The sequence below is a fragment of the Halomonas sp. IOP_31 genome (assembly GCF_021151495.1).
GTDB lineage: Bacteria > Pseudomonadota > Gammaproteobacteria > Pseudomonadales > Halomonadaceae > Modicisalibacter > Modicisalibacter zincidurans.
Genome location: NZ_JAIRBP010000013.1, coordinates 1 through 17,582, shown reverse-complemented (window position 1 = coordinate 17,582; position 17,582 = coordinate 1). Strand labels below are relative to the sequence as shown.

Here is a 17,582-nt window from a genome sequence, read left to right as displayed (position 1 = left end):
CGGCGCGCTCGGTTCGCCACCGTTCCCAGCACGCTCTTTCTACAACGGTGACCTAACGATGACAGTACGCCAAGACGTCGCCCGCCGGGCCCTGGCCCTGATGGATCTGACCAGTCTCAACGACGACGACACCGATGCGCGGATCGTCGCCCTGTGCCGTCAGGCGGCAACGCCCGCCGGCCACCCGGCCGCGGTCTGCATCTACCCGCGGTTCATCGCCACCGCGCGCCAGGCGCTCGCCGATGCCGGACTGGCCGGCCGGGTCGCGATCGCCACGGTAACCAATTTCCCCCACGGCGCGGCCGATATCGCCGCCGCCGAGGCCGAAACCCGCCAGGCGATCGCCGCCGGGGCCGACGAAGTCGACGTGGTGTTTCCCTACCGCGCGCTGATGGCCGGCGACGAAACGATTGGCTACGCGCTGGTCGAAGCCTGCAAGGCGGCCTGCGGCGCGCGCTGCCTGAAGGTGATCATCGAAAGCGGCGAACTCGCCGATGCCGCGCTGATAGCCCGGGCAAGCCGGGTCGCCATCGCCGCCGGCGCCGACTTCATCAAGACCTCCACCGGCAAGGTCACGATCAACGCCACCCTCGAGGCCGCCGAGATCATGCTCACCGCGATCCGCGACAGCGGTCGCGAGGTCGGCTTCAAGGCCGCCGGCGGGGTGCGCCGCGCCGACGACGCCGCCCAGTATCTCGATCTGGCGGCGCGGCTGATGGGCGATGCCTGGGTCGCCCCCGCGCATTTTCGTTTCGGTGCCTCGAGCCTGCTCGGCAATCTGCTCGAGATCCTCGACATCGCCCAGCCCGGCGACGAGACGACATCGGGAGGCTACTGATGCTCAATTCGGAGATCATCCGCGCCAAGCGCGACGGCCAGGCCCTCGACGCGTCAGCGATCCGCCAGTTCGTCAGCGGTATCGCCGACGGCAGCGTGGGCGACGAGCAGATCGGCGCCTTCGCCATGGCGGTATTCCTCAACGACATGAACGATGCCGAGCGCATCGCCCTGACCGAGGCGATACGCGACTCGGGCGAGGTGCTGGACTGGCGCGACATGGACCTGCCCGGCCCGGTGATCGACAAGCACTCCACCGGCGGCGTCGGCGACGTGGTGTCGCTGATCCTCGGCCCCTGGGTCGCCGCCTGCGGCGGCCACGTGCCGATGGTATCCGGGCGCGGGCTGGGTCACACCGGCGGCACGCTGGACAAGCTCGAGTCGATTCCCGGCTACGATATCACTCCCTCCAGCGCGCGGTTCCGGCAGCTGGTCAAGGACGCCGGCGTGGCGATCATCGGCCAGACCGGCGATCTCGCCACCGCCGACAAGCGCTTCTATGCGGTGCGCGACGTCACCGCGACGGTCGAATCGATCCCGCTGATCGTCGCCTCGATTCTCGGCAAGAAGCTCGCCTGCGGGCTCGATGCGCTGGTGATGGACGTCAAGACCGGCGGCGGTGCCTTTATGCCCACGCATGCCGCTTCCCAGGAGCTGGCGGTGGCGATCGCCACCATCGCCACCGGCGCCGGCACCCCGACCCGCGCACTGATCACCGACATGGATCAGGTGCTGGCGGGCAGCGCCGGCAACGCCGTCGAGGTCGCCGAGGCGCTCGCCGTGCTGCGCGGCGAACGACGCGACAGCCGCTTGTATCGGGTGACCCACGCGCTGGCTGTGGCCATGCTCAAGGCCGGCGGACTGGCCCGCGACGATGCCGATGCAACCAGCCGGCTCGACACGGCGCTCGCCTCGGGGACCGCCGCCGAGCGCTTCGCGGGGATGGTCGCCGGGCTCGGCGGCCCGGCGGACATCGTCGAGCGCAGCGAGCATTACCTGCCCAAGGCGCCGATGGTGCGTCCGGTCTACGCGGGCGAGAGCGGCCAGCTCGCCGCCATGGACACCCGCGCGCTGGGCATGGCGGTGGTCGAACTGGGCGGCGGGCGGCGTCAGGCCGGCGCGGCGATCGATCACGCGGTAGGGTTGAGCGAGATCGCCGCGCTCGGCGAGCGTGTCGACGGCGAGCGGCCGCTGGCCGTCGTCCACGCGCGCAGCGAGACCGACGTCGAACGCGCCGCGGCCAGCCTGCGCACGGCCATGCAACTCGGCGCGGCACCCCCGCCGCGCCTGCTGATCCATGCCATCGTCGGCCCCGACGGTCGTGTAACCGAACCCGGAGGATACTCATGAAACGCGCCCTCGTGCTGGTACTCGATTTCTTCGGCATCGGCAACGCGCCGGATGCCGCGGCGTTTGGCGCCAAGCCCACCGTTGCGTCACGAACCGTCTGAGGAAGCCCCATGCCCACCCCCCATATCGACGCCCAGCCGGATGACTTCGCCGATACCGTGCTGATGCCCGGCGACCCGCTGCGCGCCCAGTTCATCGCCGAGACGTTTCTCGAAGAGGTCGAGTGCGTCAACCGCGTGCGCAACATGCTCGGCTTCACCGGCACCTACCGAGGACGCCGGCTATCCGTCATGGGCAGCGGCATGGGCATTCCGTCGCTGTCCATCTACGCCAAGGAGTTGATCACCGAGTACGGCGTCAAGCGCCTGGTGCGGGTCGGCTCCTGCGGCGCGGTGCGCGACGACGTCGCGGTCAACGACATCGTCGTCGGCATGGGCGCGTGCACCGATTCCGGCGTCAACCGCGCGCGTTTCAACGGCCACGACTTCGCCGCCATCGCCGATTTCGAGCTGACCCGGCATGCCGTCGACGCCGCCCGGGAGCGTGGCACCAAGGTCAAGGTCGGCAATCTGTTCTCGGCGGATCTTTTCTACACCCCGGATATCGAGTTCTTCCAGACCCTGAAGCGCCTCGGCATTCTCGGCGTCGAGATGGAAGCCGCCGGCCTGTACGGCGTCGCCGCGGAATTCGGCGCCCGCGCGCTGACCGTGTGCACGGTCTCCGACCACATCCTCGATGGCGAGGCGCTCGACGCCCAGGCGCGCCAGACCGGCTTTGCCGAGATGATGGCGATCACCCTGGAAGGGCTGCTCAGGGATGACAGGGAGGATCGGCAATGAGCGCCATCGACCCGAGCGTCGTCGAGCGCCTGCTGGCGGTCCGCGACCAGGCCTACGCCCCCTATTCCGAGCATCCGGTGGGCGCGCTGATCGAGACCGCCTCCGGCCAGCGCTACGCCGGCTGCAACGTCGAGATCGCCAACTACAAGGGGCTGTGCGCCGAGGCCGGGGCGATCGCCGCGATGGTCGCCAACGGCGAACGGCGCATCGACACGCTCTACGTGATCGGCCCCGCCGAGCATCTGTGCACGCCCTGCGGCGACTGCCGACAGCGGATCCGCGAATTCGCCTCGCCGGCGACGCGCATCCACGTCCTCGACGGCCGCGGGCAGTGGCTGAAAAGCTACACCATGGACGCCCTGCTGCCCGACTCGTTCGGCCCCGAGAACATCGGCAAGCCTTCGCCGATGCACGACTGAAACCTCCGCGAACCGGCTTCGGCGACGCTGCGTGAGACCATCGGCGCAGTGCCGCCCCGCCCATCCAACGCAGCACTTGGGTATACTCGGCCTTCCGTGATTCGCTCGCCTTAACCCGCAATCCGCCCGGAGTCGTCGATGGTCTCAGCGCGTTTCTCGCCGTTCGAACTGCTGCTGCTCAAGAGCCGCAACCAGACGGACACCGCGGCCCTGCTGCTGCTGGCCTGGGTGATGGTCAGCAAGGGCAACGTGCTGCCCGAGGACAAGCACTACCTGGAGACCCTGGCCAGCGGTTTTCGCCACGGCCACGCCCTGGACCCGCTGATCGAAATCGCCGGCGGCCAGGACATGAGCGCCATCCAGCTGGCTGCCGAAGTGCTGCAGAAGGACTGGTGGAACGAGCAATCGTTTGCGTTTTTGCGCCAGGCCATCGGCCTGGCCACCAGCAACGGCCAGCTGGCCGCCAGCAACAACCATATCCTGCGCTTTCTCGCCGATCTGCTGGGCGTCGCCCCGGCGGCCTTCAATCAGCTGTTCCAGGAGGTCGCCGGACGCCCCTTGGCAAGCCCCGAGGACCCCAGTCGCGCCGATTACTGGCAGGCTCGCGAACACGCCCGTCAGCAGCAGTCGCAACGCGAGCGAGAACGCGAGCGAGAACGCGAGCGAGAACGCGAGCGAGAACAGCAGTCGCGTCAGCGCCATGAGCAGGACGAGCGCCAGCGTCGGGAGCGCGAGGAGCATGAATACCAGCGCCACTGGCGCCGCCAGGGTGCCGGGGCCGATGATCGCGGCAAGCGCAACCGGGACGACCGGCCGCCACCGGGCGATCGCTCGCTGCGCGCGCTGCATGTGCTGGGGCTCGACGCCCGGGCCACCCGCGGCGACATCAAGAAGGCCTATCGGCGCCTCGCCCAGACCCACCACCCGGATCGCTTCTACAGCCACGGCGAGCGGCGCATGGCGACCGCCTCGCAGCGTTTCCAGCGGATCAAGAACGCCTACGAGTATTTGATGCAAGATGCGCGATTTGTATAAACGCCTGGGGGTCGAACCGAGCGCCGACGACGCCTCGATCGGCGCGGCCATCGACGCCTGCGACAACAGCGCCCTGAAAGCCGACGCCGCCGCGGTGCTGCGCGTCGGCGCCCGGCGCGAAGCCTACGACGGCCTGCACGGCATGCTCAGCGAATTGGGCCGGTTGCGCGCCCGGCTGGGACTGACCCATGGCGCGCACTGGCGGGGCGACGTGGCCAACGACTTCTCGCTGACGCCCGATCTCGCCCAGTCGCGTCACGACCAGCTGGTCGCCAAGCTCGACGCCGCGGTGGCCGGTCAGGCGCGGCTGGCGCGCTGGCGACGCCTGATGCCGTGGTTGATCATCGCCGGTTTCAGCCTGATCGCCGCTGGCGGCTTTGCCGCCGGCCGCTGGCTGGGCTGAGCCGCTTTGAGACGCCCCAGCTACTCGGGCGCCTCGCTCTCCTGGGCCCGGGACGTCTCCCCCGGAATGCTCATGCTCCGCGCGGCATCGGCCGACGGGCCGCGCACGGGGCCGCCCTCGCCGAACGGCGGATTCTCGAACATCACGCTGAGCCGCGGCAGCGACAGCTCGATGCCGTCGCCGTCCATGCGCTGCTTGAGGCGCAGGTTGAAGGCCCGTGCCACGTCCCACTGCATCAGCGGGCTGGTGCGCATGCGCACGCGCAGGATCGCCGCGCCCTGGTCGAAGCTTTCGATGCCCTGCAGCTCGAGCGCCGACCAGATGTGATGACGCATCATCGGGTCCTGGCGCAGCTCGTCGGCGACCTCGCGGACCAGCGCGATGGCGTCGTCGATGGGCATGGTGTGGGGGATGCGGATGCGCAACAGGGCGATGCCGAATTCACGGGCGAAGTTCTGGATGCCCTTGATCTGGCTGAACGGAATGATGTGCACGATGCCGTCGAGATCGCGCAGCCGCACGGTGCGCAAGCTGAGCCCCTCGACCGTGCCCATGTGCCCGCCGACATCGACGAAGTCGTCGATCGACAGCGAGTCCTCGATGAGGATAAACAGCCCGGTGATCAGGTCCTGGACCAGCGTCTGGGCGCCGAAGCCGATCGCCAGGCCGATCACCCCGGCACCGGCGAGCAGCGGCGTGACGTTGACGCCGAGATTGGCCAGCCCGACGATCGAGGCGATCACCAGAATGGTGAAGAACACCACGTTGCGGACCATCGGCGTAATGGTCTGGGCGCGGGTACTGTTGATGCGCCGTCCGCGCGTGCCAGAGGCGCTGCGCAGCGCCCGCTGGATGGCGGTATCGGCGAAGATCCACACCAGCCAGGCCAGCAGCACGGTCAGTCCGATGCGCAGCAGCGCCTGGCCGATGCGCGCGCTGATCGCGCCCTCGTCGCCGATCCCCAAAAGCGAGAAGCCCCAGATGCGCAGCGACAGCTCGGCGAACAGCACCCAGCACAAAAACTGCGCCAGGGTCGAGAAGAAGCGCTTGAGCCGACGCCGGTACTGCGAGGTGCGCTTGGCCGCGCCGACCCGCTCGGCATGGCGGCGCAGCCCGCCGCTGACGACCAGCGTCAGCACCAGCAGCGCAGCGCCCAGGATCGCCCGGGTGAAGGCGCCGTCGGCCTCGCCTGCCGAGACGAAGATCGCCGCCAGCGAGACGCCGATCAACAGCAGCGCGGGAATGTGCCAGTAATTGCCCAGCATAATGGCCAGATCGCGCAGCGAGCTCTGGTCGCGACGCTCGGCGTAGGGCCGGTTGCGGATCAGATGCTTGACCGGGCGCCGCAGGCGGATCACCAGCGCCCCGCTCATCACCCCGGCGAGCACGTTGGCGAGCACCGACAGCCAACTGGCCAGGTCGCCGCCGAGTAGCGTCGTCAACCGCTCGCTGTTGACCGCGTCGCCGAACGCGGCCAGCGCGCCGATCACGAACAGCCGGCGCGGCGCCTGACGGCGCAGGACCGCCACCGCCACGCGGCGATGCCCGCGGGTGAATACCGAGATCACCTCGTCGAACACCGTCGACAACAGCCGGCCACACAGCGTCACGTAAGCGATGACCAGCACGCTGGCCCGCGCCGGACTGGGCTGGGTCAGCCAGCGAAGACTGGCCAGCATGGCGCCGAAGGCCAACGCCCAGGGCAGCACCTTGCGCAGGAAATGCATCACCAGCATCGCCGGGCGCGGCTCGGGTGGCAGGTTCAACGGCCAGTCGTAGCGTCGTGCCAGCAGCCGCCCCGCTGCCATCAGCATAAGCAGCAGTCCCAGCCAGATCGCCGTGAGAACCGCCGCCTCGACGCCCTGGCGGATCGCCTCGCCGCGCCCCATCCCGGCGATCAGGTCGCTCAGGTCGTCCAGCGCCCATTCGCTGCGCCGCCCCCAGATATCCAGTGGCGACTGCCCCGCCTCGGCCTGCTCGCCCAGGTCGGTGAGCGAATCGGCCAGGGCGCCGAGCAGGCCATGGTGGCGTTCTCCCTCGCCCTCCTCGGCGGCGGCACCGGTGGTCTCGCGCAGGGCCTTGAGCTGCTCGAGCAGTTGGCCGCGCCCGGCGTCGCTCTCCAGGGTGCCGATCACCCGATCCAGAGAATCCCGCAGCTGCTGGGGATCGGGGGCCGAGTCGGCCGACGTTCCCCCACCCCCGAAGCCCCCGGGCAGCCCTTGGCCCAGCACGGCGGGGCACACCAGGACGCCCAGCAGACACAGCATCCGCCCCAGATGCTTCAACGACATGCCACCTCCCTAGGCTGTGCATCGGCATCCCGAAGCCTGACGCCTGTCAACGACAAAGCCAAGACCCGAGGGCCTTGGCTTTGCGTGACGAGGCAATCATTCACGGATCAACCGCGTTCGCCGACCTCCGTGCGAGCATTGTCGACGTCACGCCCGACCCAGCGCGACAGCGCCTGGGAGATTTTCATGATCAGGACATAGGTGGCCGGCACGAAGACGGTCGCCAGCAGCGTGATCGAGATCATCCCGCCGACCACCGGCGTGCCGATCTGGTTGCGGCTGGCGGCACTGGCACCGGTGGCGAGCGCCAGCGGCAGGGTGCCGCCGATGAACGCCAGCGAGGTCATGACGATCGGCCGGAAACGCTGGCGAGCCGCCACCTGCGCGGCCTCGACGATCGACAGCCCCTCGTGCTTGCGCTGCTGCTCGGCGAACTCGACGATCAGGATGGCATTCTTGGCCGCCAGGCCGACCACCACCAGCAAGCCGATCTGCAGATAGACGCTGGTCGTCAGGCCGGCCAGTTGGACCGCCAGCACGGCACCAATGAAGGCGAAGGGCACGGCGGACACCACCGCCAGCGGCAGGGTCCAGCTTTCGTACTGAGCGGCGAGGATCAAAAACATCATGATCACGCCGAAGGTCAGCGCCAGCGCCGCCCCCGTCGCCACATTGGCCTGCTGATAGGCCTCACCGGACCAGCCCATGGCGTAATTCGTCCCTAGTGTCTGATCGACGACTTCCTGCATCGCCTGCACGGCCTGGCCGGAACTGTATCCCGGGGCGGGTCCGCCGGAGAACTGTGCCGCCGGATAGGTATCGTAACGCTGCAGGGTGGTCGGCGCCTTGCTGCGCTCCAGCGTCACCAGCTCGGAGAGCGGGATACGCTGACCGTCACCACCGCGCACATAGACCTTGCTGAGGTCATCGGGATGGCGGCGGAAATCGTCCTCCGACTGCAGGTAGACCTGGAAGTTGCGACTGGACCGCGTGAAGTAATTGACGAACGAGCTACCGAAGGTACTGCTCAGGGTCGTATTGAGATCGTCGATATCGACCCCGAGACTACGCACCTTGTCGATGTCGACCTTGGCCGAATAGGACGGCACGTTGACGTCGAGCGTCGAGAAGGCCTGACCGATCTCTGGACGCTGATTGGCCGCCTGCATCACCTTCATGGCGGCCTGGGCCAATTCCTGCGGCGAGTCCCCCTCGAAGGACTGCAGGTAGCCCGTGAAACCACCGGTCGGCGATAGCCCTTGGATCGGCGGCATGTTGAAGGCCATGGTCTGCCCACCGGGTATCTGGGCACCGAACTGCATCATCTTGCCGATCAACTGGTCGGCCGTGATGTCGCGCTCGGCCCACGGCTTCATGGTCACGAAGATCGTGCCCTTGGCCGTGTTGGCGGAACTCGACAGGATATCGAATCCCGGGATGCCCACCACGTAGTTGATGCCGGGAATCTCGTCTTGCAGCCGCTGGCTGAGCTTCTGTACGTAGGTTTCCGTCCTGGCGAAGGAGGATCCCGCGGGCAGCGATACGGAGCCGATCGCCACGCCCTGGTCTTCCGTCGGCAGCAAGCCACTCGGCAACTGCGCATAGATGCTCCAGGAGATGACACCGACGGCCACGAGCCCGACCACCGCGAGCCAGAGCTGGCGGATCAGGAAGTGGGTGATGGCCATGAAGAGATCGGTGATCTTGTCGAAGGCCTTGTTGAACCAATCGAACGGTTTCTTGATGACCCGCACCAGCTTCGCTTGCCGGATGCGCGCCTGATTCTTGAGGAACAGGGCACTGATCGCCGGCGTGAAGGTCAATGCCACGATCGCCGAGATCGCCACCGAGATGGCGATGGTGATCGCGAACTGCTGGTACATCTGTCCCGTCAGACCGCCCATGAAGCCGACCGGCACGAAGACCGCCGACATGATGAACGCCGTGGCGATGACCGCGCCGGACACTTCCTTCATCGCCTCGAGACTGGCGCTGAATGGCGTCGCCTCCTCGTCTTCCTCCATGATGCGCTCGACGTTCTCTATGACCACGATCGCGTCGTCCACGACGATACCGATCGCCAGGATCATGCCGAAAAGCGAAAGCAGGTTGATCGAGAAATCGAGCAGGTACATGCCGGCAAAGGTACCTACTACCGAGATCGGTACCACCGACATCGCCACCAGCGTCGAGCGCCAGCTCTGCAGGAACACGAACACGATCACCGCGACGAGCAGCAGCGCCTCGATGAAGGTTTGTTCCACCGATTCGATGGAAGCATCGATGAACAGCGTGGTGTCATAGGGAATCTCGTAACTCAGGCCCGGCGGGAAGCGGGTCTTGAGATCCGCCATCGACGCCTTCACCTCGGCCGCCACGTCGAGCGCGTTGGCGCCTGGCTGCAGATAGATGGCGATCGGCGCGATCGGGCTGTTGTTGACGTACCCCTGAATGCCGTAGCTGTTCTTGCCCAGTTCGACCCGGGCCACGTCGCTCAGGCGCAGAGACGACCCGTCCTGGTTGGTCCGCAGCACGATGTTGCGGAACTGATCGACGTTCTCGAAGCGGCCTTCCGTGGTGATCGTATAGGTATAGGGCGTGGGATCGCTCTGCGGCTCCGCGCCCAGCTTACCGGCCGCCACCACCGAGTTCTGGGCGCGAATCGCCGCGGAGACTTCCGCCGGTGTCAGATCGTATTGCGCCAGCTTGTCCGGATTGAGCCAGACGCGCATGGCGAACTCCTGGCTACCCAGGACTTCCGCCTGCCCAACCCCCGACAGTTGATTGAGCGAATCGGTGATATTGATGTTGGCGTAGTTGGTCAGGTACAGCGAATCGTAGGCCTCGCTGCTGGACGTGATGGCCACGAACATCAGCACGCTGGAAGCGCGCTGCTCCACCGTCACGCCCTGGGACTGGACCTCGCTGGGCAATTGCGACAACGCCTGCTGAACGCGGTTGTTGACATTGATCTGGGCCGTCTGCGGATCGGTACCGATCTCGAAATAGACGCTCATCGACATCTGACCGCTGTCGGAGCTCGACGAGGTCAGGTAGATCATGTCCTCGGTGCCGTTGATCTCCTGGGCGAGCGTCGAAGCCACGGTATCCGAGACGGTCTGGGCACTGGCGCCGGGATAGGTCGTCGAGACGCTGATCGTCGGCGGCACGACCTGGGGGTATTGTTCGATGGGCAATACCCGCACCGCCATGATGCCGATGAGCGTGATGATCACCGAGATGACGGTGGCGAAGATCGGCCGCCTGATGAAAACGCTGGAGAAATTCATCCGTTGTCTCCGCCCTCGCTATCCGTCGAGGTCTGGTCGCCGCCGGACGCTTGATCGCCTTTCTGGCCGGCACCCTGGCCTTGACCCTTGCCCGTCTGGCCACCGCCCTGGCCCTGGGTGCCTTGACCCTGACCGGTTTCGGGATCGCCATCGAAGGGTTGAGGCTTGATCTTGTCCCCCGGGCTGATGCTGCCGATGGCGCTGACGATGACCCGGTCGCCCTTTTGCAGGCCCTCGGTGATGATCTGCCACTCATCGGAGCGCTGGCCCAACGAGACGAAGCGCGCCTGCGCGGTGTCCTGATCGTCGAGAATCAGCACCTGGGGACCCTTGAGTCCTTCGGTCACGGCCACCGCGGGCACGGCGAAGACGTCATAGCGTTTCACGTCGGTCAGCGACACGCGAACGAACTGGCCCGGCAGGAAGAGATAATCGGGATTGGCGAATTCGGCCTCGGCCTGGACCGTGCTGGTGGACTCGTCGACCCGCGAACCGAGAAAGTCGATGCGCCCGGTCAACTGGTTGGGCTCCGTGCTCGCTCCGCCGGTCCCCGGGGCCGTGAGCACCGCGCCCATCGCTTGATCCGGCGTCTGACGCTGCTGACGACGCAATTCCAGGGCATCGATCGCGGGCAGCGAGAAGCGCACGTCCAGCGGATCGAGCGGTGTGATCGTCGCCAACGCCTCGGGGGGCTGGACCAGACTGCCGACATTGACCTGGCTGAGACTGATCATGCCGCTCGCTGGCGCGCGCACTTCGGTGTAGCTCAGGTCGATCTTGGCCGCATCGAGCGCCGCCTTGGCCTGGGCCAGGGTCGCCCGGGCCGAGCGCAGGTTAGCTTTGGCGTCATCGAGCTGCTGCTGGCTCACGGAATTCTGCTTGTACAGGCGCTCATAACGCTCGGCATCGCGCTGGGTACGATAGACCTCGGCCTCGGCGCTCTGCACGTCGGCCTCACGCTGGCGCACCGTCGCCTGATAGGAGTCGGGTTCGATGGTATAGAGCAGATCCCCCTTCTCGACCCGGCTGCCTTCCTGGTAATGGCGCTCTTCGAGGATACCCTCGACACGTCCCATGACGGTGACTTCGCGATTGCTGCGCACCATGGCGGGATACTGCCTGTCGAGCTGCAGGTCGCGCGGCGCCACCGTCATGGCCTGAGCGGGTCGCGGCGGTGACTGTTGGTTCTGGGCGGCGTTCCCCTGGCCGCCCGAGTCACCCTCCCCACACCCCGCCAGGGCCAGGAGAGCGACGAGCGCGAGCGGCAGGAACCACCGCTTGTGGCTCCGGAGCATCACGGCTTCCATTGAAATGTCCCTTGAATCGATTATGAATGGTGGCAAGAGTACATCCATACAACCATGAATGTAAACACTCGCCCGTTACGTTAAACTGACTTCAAGAAAGCGCCCCCATTTCGAACCCAGAGCACGTAAGCGCCATGCCCAGACGCACCAAAGCCGAAGCCACACGCGAGGCGCTGCTCGACGCCGCCGAAGCGCTGTTTCACGGCAAGGGCGTCGCACGCACCTCGCTTGAGCAGATCGCCCGTCACGCCGGCATGACCCGCGGCGCGGTCTACTGGCACTTCAAGAACAAGGCGGATCTGTTCCACGCCCTGCTCGAGCGCGTGCGATTACCCTTCGAGGAACTCACCGAGGATATCGAGGCCGCCCATGGCAACGCCTCGCCCCTGGAATGCATCCGCCTGGCCTGTCACGAGAGTTTTCAGCGTCTGGAACAACCCAGCTATCAGCGCATCCATTCGATCCTTATCCATCGTTGCGAATTCTTCAGCGACATCGACCCCCTGGAGATGCAGCGCCGGCTGAGCCGCGAATGCTTCGGCGCGATGCGCGAGAAGTTCCGGCAGGCCGCGCAATACGACCAACTGGAAGCGTCGATAACGCCGGAGATGGCCACGGAGCTGCTGCAGTGCTGTCTCGGCGGGTTGTTTCACGACTGGCTGCGTGATCCGCAGAATCACTCGTTGCGCGAACGCGGCGGGCCGATCGTCGACACCCTGTTCAAGTTGATACGCCACGACGCCGGCTAGCTAGGAGTCTGTCGGGCTTGGCCGATCGTCACGAGAAGCACGGGTTTCGAGTCAAATTTATCGATCGATTGAGGCGAATAGCGCGCTATTTAACGAAATGGATCGATGGAATTGGCCGAAAGGCCGGGATTCGCAGCAGGTCAGTGTCAAGTCCGACGCGCTCCTAGGCCAAGCCAGCCCATCCAGCGCTCAGGCGAGTTCGCGATGCTGCGCATCACCGTGCTGCGATAGCCGCCGCCGAACACTTGCAGATGGTTGAGCAATGGATAGCGTTGAAATAGCGTCTGCCGGCGCGGCCAGTCGCTCGGCCAGGCAGCGGCGCTCGCTCAATCGCGGCGAAACGGCAGGCGGGCCTCGGCGGCCAGGTGATAGGCGGCGACATGCGCGCGCTCCTCGGCGCAGAAGCGGGCGACAGCATGGCGAAAGCCGGGATGGGCAATATGGTGCAGCGAACGCAGCCGGCGCGGCGCGAATCCGCGGCTGAGCTTGTGCTCGCCCTGGGTGCCGGGGTCGAACCGCGTCAGGCCGTGAGCCAGGCAGTGCTCGATGCCCTGGTAGTAGCAGGTTTCGAAATGCAGGCAATCGGCTTCGACCTCGCTGCCCCAGTAGCGCCCGTAGAGGGTTTCGCTGCCCTGCAGGCACAGCGCGGCGGCTACCGGTCGCTCGCCGTGGCGCGCCTGTATCAGCAGCAACGCCTCGGGCATCGTCGCGCGCAGACGGCGGAAGAAATTCAGCGTCAGGTAGGGCTGCTGGCCACGCTCGAAATAGGTCATCTGGTAGCAGCGATAGAAATGCGCCAGCGCGGCCGTGTCGATCGCCTGACCGGAGAGCCGGCGCATGGTCAGGCCCTGCTCGGCGACGCGTCGGCGCTCGCGCTTGACCTCCTTGCGGCGTTTGGCGCTCAGCGCGGCGAGAAAGCCCGCGAAGTCGCCGAAGCCGCGATCCCGCCACTGGAACTGTAGCGCCTGGCGCTCGAGCAATTCGGGGCGCACCGCCAGCCAGGCGTCGACCTCGTCGTCCTCGGCGAACAGCAGGTGCCAGCTGGACAGCGCATCGTCACAGCAGTGCCCGGCCAGCGCCGCGATCACCGCCTGGCGTTCGATGCCCGGCGCCAGCAGCAGCCGCGGGCCGGGCACCGGCGTGAAGGGGATCGCCGTCAGGCCCTTGGGGTAGTAATCGCCGCCGGCGCGCTCCCAGGCATCCGCCCAGGCCCAGTCGAAGACGTATTCGCCATAGGAGTGATCCTTGCGATAGCGCGGCAGCGCGGCGACGAGCGCGCTGCCGCTCCGGACCAGCAAGTGTCGCGGCGTCCAGCCGCTCGCCGCACTCACCGCCTCGCTGGCCTCGAGGGCATGCAGGAATTCGTGACGCAGAAAAGGCTGATCGGCCGGCACCAGCGCATTCCAATCCGTGACCGACACCTGTTCCATGGCGGCGATCGTTTCGATCTCCCACTGCATCCCATCCTCCCTGTCGCTGCACTGCGCCTGGTAACGAACGCTTGCTGCACGGCTGTCGTTTCGCCGGCAATGATAAGGGGCCCCCACGACACGCGCGCTCAGACGCCAACTCCGCCGCCAGGTGGCGCGAGCGATTCGGGAGAGGGGGAATCGTAACGGCGTATCGCTAGCCGGACGCCTCGCGCATCAGTTGTCGTTGAGCGCCTTGTCCAGCGCCAGCAACGCCGCCTGCCAGGAGGCGGCATCCGCCGCGGCATTGTAGGCCAGCGGCAGGCCGTTCTGCTGGCCTAGCTGGGTGGCGTCGGGATTGGTGAAGGCGTGCTTGGCGTACGGGTAGTTGACGACCTTGACCGTCGCGCCCTGACCCTTGAGCTTGGCGGCCATGATCTTCAGCGCGTCGCGCTTGACCAGCGGATCCTCGGCGCCGTTGTACAACTGGACGATGCCGTCGAAGGGCTGCGGCTGATCAACCGCCTGGGTAGGGCTGCCATAAAAGCTGATCGCGGCGTCGATGGGCATGCCGGCCAGCGCCATGTTCATCACCACGCCGCCGCCGAAACCGTAGCCGATCGCCGCGATGTGTTCGCCGTCGACCGCCGGATTTTCGCGCAGCTTGGCCATCGCCGCCTCGAGGCTCGCGCGGGCCGTCGGCCAATCCTGCATCACCTGGCTGGAGAACTCACGCACCCGGTCGGGGCGGCTGGCGGTCTGCCCATTGCCGTACATGTCGACCGCCAGGGCGACGAAGCCCAGCGCGGCCAGTTGGTCGGCCCGCTGCTTGACGTAATCGTTGAGCCCCCACCACTCATGGACGATCAGCACCGCCGGGCGCGGCTCCGAGTCGGCGGCGTTACGCGCCAGGTAGCCCTGGTAGGTCTTGCCGCCGGTCGCGTACTCGAAAATTTCGCCCTGAACCCGCGGCCCCTGGTCGATGGCCACGGTGGGTGCGGCGGCCGCTTCGCCGGTCGCTTGCTCTGCCATCGCCAGCGGAGCAAGGGCCAGCGCGGGAAGCAACCACATCAGCTTGAACAGGCTACGCATAGCTTTCCTCATTTATGGTCTTTGCCTGACTGCACGGGCTCAGGCGCCGCACGCCGCTCGGCGAGCGCCTGCTGAACCCGGTTGCGACCCTGGCGCTTGGCTTCGTACAAGCCCATATCCGCACGATGCATGAGCGCGTCAGGCGGTTCATCGTCGCGGCGCTCGGCAACCCCGAAGCTGACGGTGAAATTCAGCCAATGGCCGTGAAACTCGACCCGCACGCTCTCGAACTTGCCCCTTAGCCGCTCGGCAAGCATGGCCGCCTCGACCAGCGACTGGCCATCCAGCATCAGCGCGAACTCCTCACCGCCGATGCGCCCGAAAAGATCGTCGGCGCGCAGCGTGCTGCGGCAGATCTCCCCCAGGCTGGCAAGTACCAGATCGCCGGCGGCGTGGCCCCAGGTATCATTGATCGCCTTGAAATGGTCGATGTCGAAGTACACCAGCGATAGCCGGGTGTCACGACGCTCCACCCCCTCCAGCTCGCCGCGCAGGCAGCCCAGGAAGGCCCCGCGATTGAGCGCGCCGGTCAAGCTGTCGGTGGTCGACAACTCGTGCAGCTTGACCTCGCGCTGCTTGCGCTCGGTAATGTCGCGGGCGACGGCCAGCAGCCAGTCATGCTGGCCGTTCAGCGAGTTCACGTAGGGCGAACAGCCGACCTCCAGCCACACATAGTGCCCCCGGGCGTGACGCGCACGCATCTCGAGTTGCGCCCCGTGATCGCTGGCTATCGCCTCGGCGATGCGGCGCTGGACATGCGGCGCATCATCGGGCGGCAACAGCTCGAGCAGCGCGCACAATTGCAGCGTATCGGGGGTATGGCCGAGGATGCGTTCGACCGAGGGCGAGGCGAAGCGGCACAGGCCGTCGGCATCGATCAGCAGGATCAGATCGCTGACGTTCTCGACGATGAAACGGTAGCGGCGCTCGCTGTCGGCCAGTGCCAGCTGAGCCTGCTTGCGCAACGTGACGTCCTCGCAGAAACCGTGCCACAGCACGCTGGTGTCGAGCTGACGCTCCGGGGTCGCGCGCCCCTGGACCCAACGGGGATGGCCGTCGGGATGGCGGTAGCGAAACTCATAGCGCCAGACGCTCAGCCGCCGGGCACTGCGATGGACGCTATGCCACAGGCCCTCGAGATCGTCGCCATGGACGCGTCCGATGGCCGCCGAGGCATCGCTCATGACGGCCTGCGCCGGCAACCCGAACAGACGCTGGGCCCCGGCGCTGACGAACGGAAAACTGAGTTCGCCATCAGCGCTCAAGCGGCACTGGTAGAGCGCCCCGGGCAACTGTTCACCGAGCTTGGCGAAACGTTCGAGCAGCGCCTGGCGCTCGGTGACATCGATCAGCGACCCGACCAGTTCGGTCACCTCGCCGGCGTCGTCACGGTGCAAGACAATGTCGTCCTGCAGGTGGCAGACGCTGCCGTCGCGGTGGGCCAGCGAATAGTGCAGGCTCAACTGGCGCTTGCCATTGCTGCGCGCCTCGTCGAGGCGCGCCAACAGCGTGTCCCGCGCGTCGCCATCGAGCCGCTCGAGCCATAGCTGAGGCCGTTCGCGCAGCGCCTGCCGCTCGAGACCGCACAGATCGGCAACATTGACGCTCAGGTAATGCATCCGCCCCAGCCACCAGTCGCGATCGGTGGCGTACACCACGGCGGGCGATGCACCCAATAGCGCGTCCATGAAGCGCGGCAATAGTTGCAATGACGATGCCGGCATGCGTTGCGGCCCCCACGTGAGTTCCCTGTAACCGCGTCGTTGCTAGCCCGAATATAGCACCAGATCGCTCGCGCTCTCGCTTGCTCTTTGATTCCACAGACAATTCTTCCTCACTCGACCGCACACCCCGGTACGGCGCTCAATCAGAAAAACCTCTGTTAAACCCATTATCTGCACGATCATCATGGCACCTGATGCAACATCCGGGCTAGCGGCGCTTCAGGCCTGGCCGCGGCCGTACGGCGATCAATCGATGGGCCTGATCAATGCCTGTGTTCATGGTTTCTCTGCATGGGCTGGTTGCTCCGGCACGACGGGATACGTTACACGCAAGCTTAGCAGGCAAGCCCCGAGTCCTCGAACCGGACTTAGCCTTCGCCAACCCGAGACCGGCACGGCACGGAGCGTCATGCGCGAGCACATCGAGATAGGGGTCGGGAAGGCTTCGCCTCCCCGCCCTCCGAACCGTGCGTGCGGTTCTCCCGCACACGGCTCTCCAGTCGATGGTTTCAACATCGTGATTGGCTCGCTTGCTGCCAGGCTTCGGCTAGGGTGAAAAGCCCGGCAGCGGCGAAGAACCTATTGGGCCAACGTCGCGTGTCTGTTCCGGTGTTGCCACGCCCAGGGCGTTTCTCCTGCTTGCGCAGGATGGCGCGAAGCCGTCGGCGGATGAAGCCATCCAACGGCCGGAACGTTGTCCGATAGGCGTGTCGGAAGTAGCCGAACCAGCCTCTTAGCAGAGGATTGAGTGAGGCGATGATCTGCCGCAGACTCTTGCCTTCCGTCCGCCGCGTCTTGCTTCTCACCTTGTCCTTGAAGGCTCTGAGACTCTTCCTA

At 66.4% G+C, this 17,582-nt stretch carries 14 protein-coding genes and 1 pseudogene; 7 read left to right on the top strand and 8 right to left on the bottom strand.

The genetic code is table 11. The annotated features are described in order from the left end of the window. Positions 1–58: 58 nt before the first annotated feature. The 6 genes from deoC (at position 59) to K7I12_RS08665 (ending at position 4,883) form a co-directional block, all read left to right on the top strand. A complete protein-coding gene (gene deoC / locus K7I12_RS08690; RefSeq protein ID WP_231663907.1) occupies positions 59–838 on the top strand; it encodes a deoxyribose-phosphate aldolase in 780 nt (259 codons plus the stop codon). Beyond that, a complete protein-coding gene (gene deoA / locus K7I12_RS08685) occupies positions 838–2,187 on the top strand; it encodes a thymidine phosphorylase (RefSeq protein ID WP_231663906.1) in 1,350 nt (449 codons plus the stop codon). Before deoC ends, deoA begins: the two co-directional genes overlap by 1 nt. 110 nt (positions 2,188–2,297) lie before the next feature. After that, entirely contained in the window at positions 2,298–3,026 is a 729-nt protein-coding gene (gene deoD / locus K7I12_RS08680) for a purine-nucleoside phosphorylase (protein WP_231663905.1), read from the top strand. After that, entirely contained in the window at positions 3,023–3,445 is a 423-nt protein-coding gene (cdd, locus tag K7I12_RS08675; RefSeq protein WP_231663904.1) for a cytidine deaminase, read from the top strand. Before deoD ends, cdd begins: the two co-directional genes overlap by 4 nt. Before the next feature lie 138 nt (positions 3,446–3,583). Beyond that, the gene (locus K7I12_RS08670; protein ID WP_231663902.1) at positions 3,584–4,480 is read left to right on the top strand and encodes a DnaJ domain-containing protein; all 897 of its coding nucleotides are present in this window, start codon (positions 3,584–3,586) and stop codon (positions 4,478–4,480) included. After that, a complete protein-coding gene (locus K7I12_RS08665) occupies positions 4,464–4,883 on the top strand; it encodes a hypothetical protein (protein WP_231663901.1) in 420 nt (139 codons plus the stop codon). The genes K7I12_RS08670 and K7I12_RS08665 overlap by 17 nt, the downstream gene beginning before the upstream one ends. 20 nt (positions 4,884–4,903) lie before the next feature. Here K7I12_RS08665 and K7I12_RS08660 read toward each other — a convergent pair whose 3' ends face one another. The 3 genes from K7I12_RS08660 to K7I12_RS08650 all read right to left on the bottom strand — a co-directional run bounded on the left by K7I12_RS08660 (position 4,904) and on the right by K7I12_RS08650 (position 11,759). Continuing rightward, a complete protein-coding gene (locus tag K7I12_RS08660) occupies positions 4,904–7,174 on the bottom strand; it encodes a mechanosensitive ion channel family protein (RefSeq protein WP_231663900.1) in 2,271 nt (756 codons plus the stop codon). A 107-nt stretch (positions 7,175–7,281) separates the two neighbouring features. After that, the gene (locus K7I12_RS08655) at positions 7,282–10,464 is read right to left on the bottom strand and encodes an efflux RND transporter permease subunit (RefSeq protein ID WP_231663899.1); all 3,183 of its coding nucleotides are present in this window, start codon (positions 10,462–10,464) and stop codon (positions 7,282–7,284) included. Continuing rightward, positions 10,461–11,759, bottom strand: a complete 1,299-nt coding sequence (locus tag K7I12_RS08650; RefSeq protein WP_231663898.1) for an efflux RND transporter periplasmic adaptor subunit — start codon at positions 11,757–11,759, stop codon at positions 10,461–10,463. Before K7I12_RS08650 ends, K7I12_RS08655 begins: the two co-directional genes overlap by 4 nt. A 146-nt stretch (positions 11,760–11,905) precedes the next feature. On the opposite strand from K7I12_RS08650, the gene K7I12_RS08645 reads away from it, so the two are divergent. Continuing rightward, positions 11,906–12,520 (top strand): TetR family transcriptional regulator, encoded by a 615-nt coding sequence (locus K7I12_RS08645; RefSeq protein ID WP_231663897.1) that lies wholly within the window; start codon positions 11,906–11,908, stop codon positions 12,518–12,520. Between the two features lie 146 nt (positions 12,521–12,666). Here the strand turns inward: K7I12_RS08645 and K7I12_RS08640 are convergent. The 5 genes and pseudogenes from K7I12_RS08640 to K7I12_RS08620 all read right to left on the bottom strand — a co-directional run. Next, positions 12,667–12,819 (bottom strand): annotated as a pseudogene (locus tag K7I12_RS08640) (fructosamine kinase family protein); the annotation flags it as partial. 27 nt (positions 12,820–12,846) lie between these two features. After that, a complete protein-coding gene (locus tag K7I12_RS08635) occupies positions 12,847–13,980 on the bottom strand; it encodes a GNAT family N-acetyltransferase (protein WP_031384287.1) in 1,134 nt (377 codons plus the stop codon). Between the two features lie 186 nt (positions 13,981–14,166). Next, positions 14,167–15,021, bottom strand: coding sequence for a dienelactone hydrolase family protein (locus K7I12_RS08630; protein WP_031384288.1), 855 nt, complete (start codon positions 15,019–15,021; stop codon positions 14,167–14,169). 8 nt (positions 15,022–15,029) lie between these two features. Further along, positions 15,030–16,745 (bottom strand): sensor domain-containing diguanylate cyclase, encoded by a 1,716-nt coding sequence (locus tag K7I12_RS08625; protein WP_231663896.1) that lies wholly within the window; start codon positions 16,743–16,745, stop codon positions 15,030–15,032. 509 nt (positions 16,746–17,254) lie between these two features. Then, positions 17,255–17,582 (bottom strand): group II intron maturase-specific domain-containing protein (locus K7I12_RS08620; protein ID WP_331460579.1); only part of this gene is annotated, 328 nt, incomplete at its 5' end.

Coding starts and splice junctions, on each gene's coding strand:
- deoC (WP_231663907.1), top strand. CDS start 59: ATGACAGTACGCCAAGACGTCGCCCGCCGGGCCCTGGCCCTGATGGAT.
- deoA (WP_231663906.1), top strand. CDS start 838: ATGCTCAATTCGGAGATCATCCGCGCCAAGCGCGACGGCCAGGCCCTC.
- deoD (WP_231663905.1), top strand. CDS start 2,298: ATGCCCACCCCCCATATCGACGCCCAGCCGGATGACTTCGCCGATACC.
- cdd (WP_231663904.1), top strand. CDS start 3,023: ATGAGCGCCATCGACCCGAGCGTCGTCGAGCGCCTGCTGGCGGTCCGC.
- K7I12_RS08670 (WP_231663902.1), top strand. CDS start 3,584: ATGGTCTCAGCGCGTTTCTCGCCGTTCGAACTGCTGCTGCTCAAGAGC.
- K7I12_RS08665 (WP_231663901.1), top strand. CDS start 4,464: ATGCGCGATTTGTATAAACGCCTGGGGGTCGAACCGAGCGCCGACGAC.
- K7I12_RS08660 (WP_231663900.1), bottom strand. CDS start 7,174: ATGTCGTTGAAGCATCTGGGGCGGATGCTGTGTCTGCTGGGCGTCCTG.
- K7I12_RS08655 (WP_231663899.1), bottom strand. CDS start 10,464: ATGAATTTCTCCAGCGTTTTCATCAGGCGGCCGATCTTCGCCACCGTC.
- K7I12_RS08650 (WP_231663898.1), bottom strand. CDS start 11,759: ATGCTCCGGAGCCACAAGCGGTGGTTCCTGCCGCTCGCGCTCGTCGCT.
- K7I12_RS08645 (WP_231663897.1), top strand. CDS start 11,906: ATGCCCAGACGCACCAAAGCCGAAGCCACACGCGAGGCGCTGCTCGAC.
- K7I12_RS08635 (WP_031384287.1), bottom strand. CDS start 13,980: ATGCAGTGGGAGATCGAAACGATCGCCGCCATGGAACAGGTGTCGGTC.
- K7I12_RS08630 (WP_031384288.1), bottom strand. CDS start 15,021: ATGCGTAGCCTGTTCAAGCTGATGTGGTTGCTTCCCGCGCTGGCCCTT.
- K7I12_RS08625 (WP_231663896.1), bottom strand. CDS start 16,745: ATGCCGGCATCGTCATTGCAACTATTGCCGCGCTTCATGGACGCGCTA.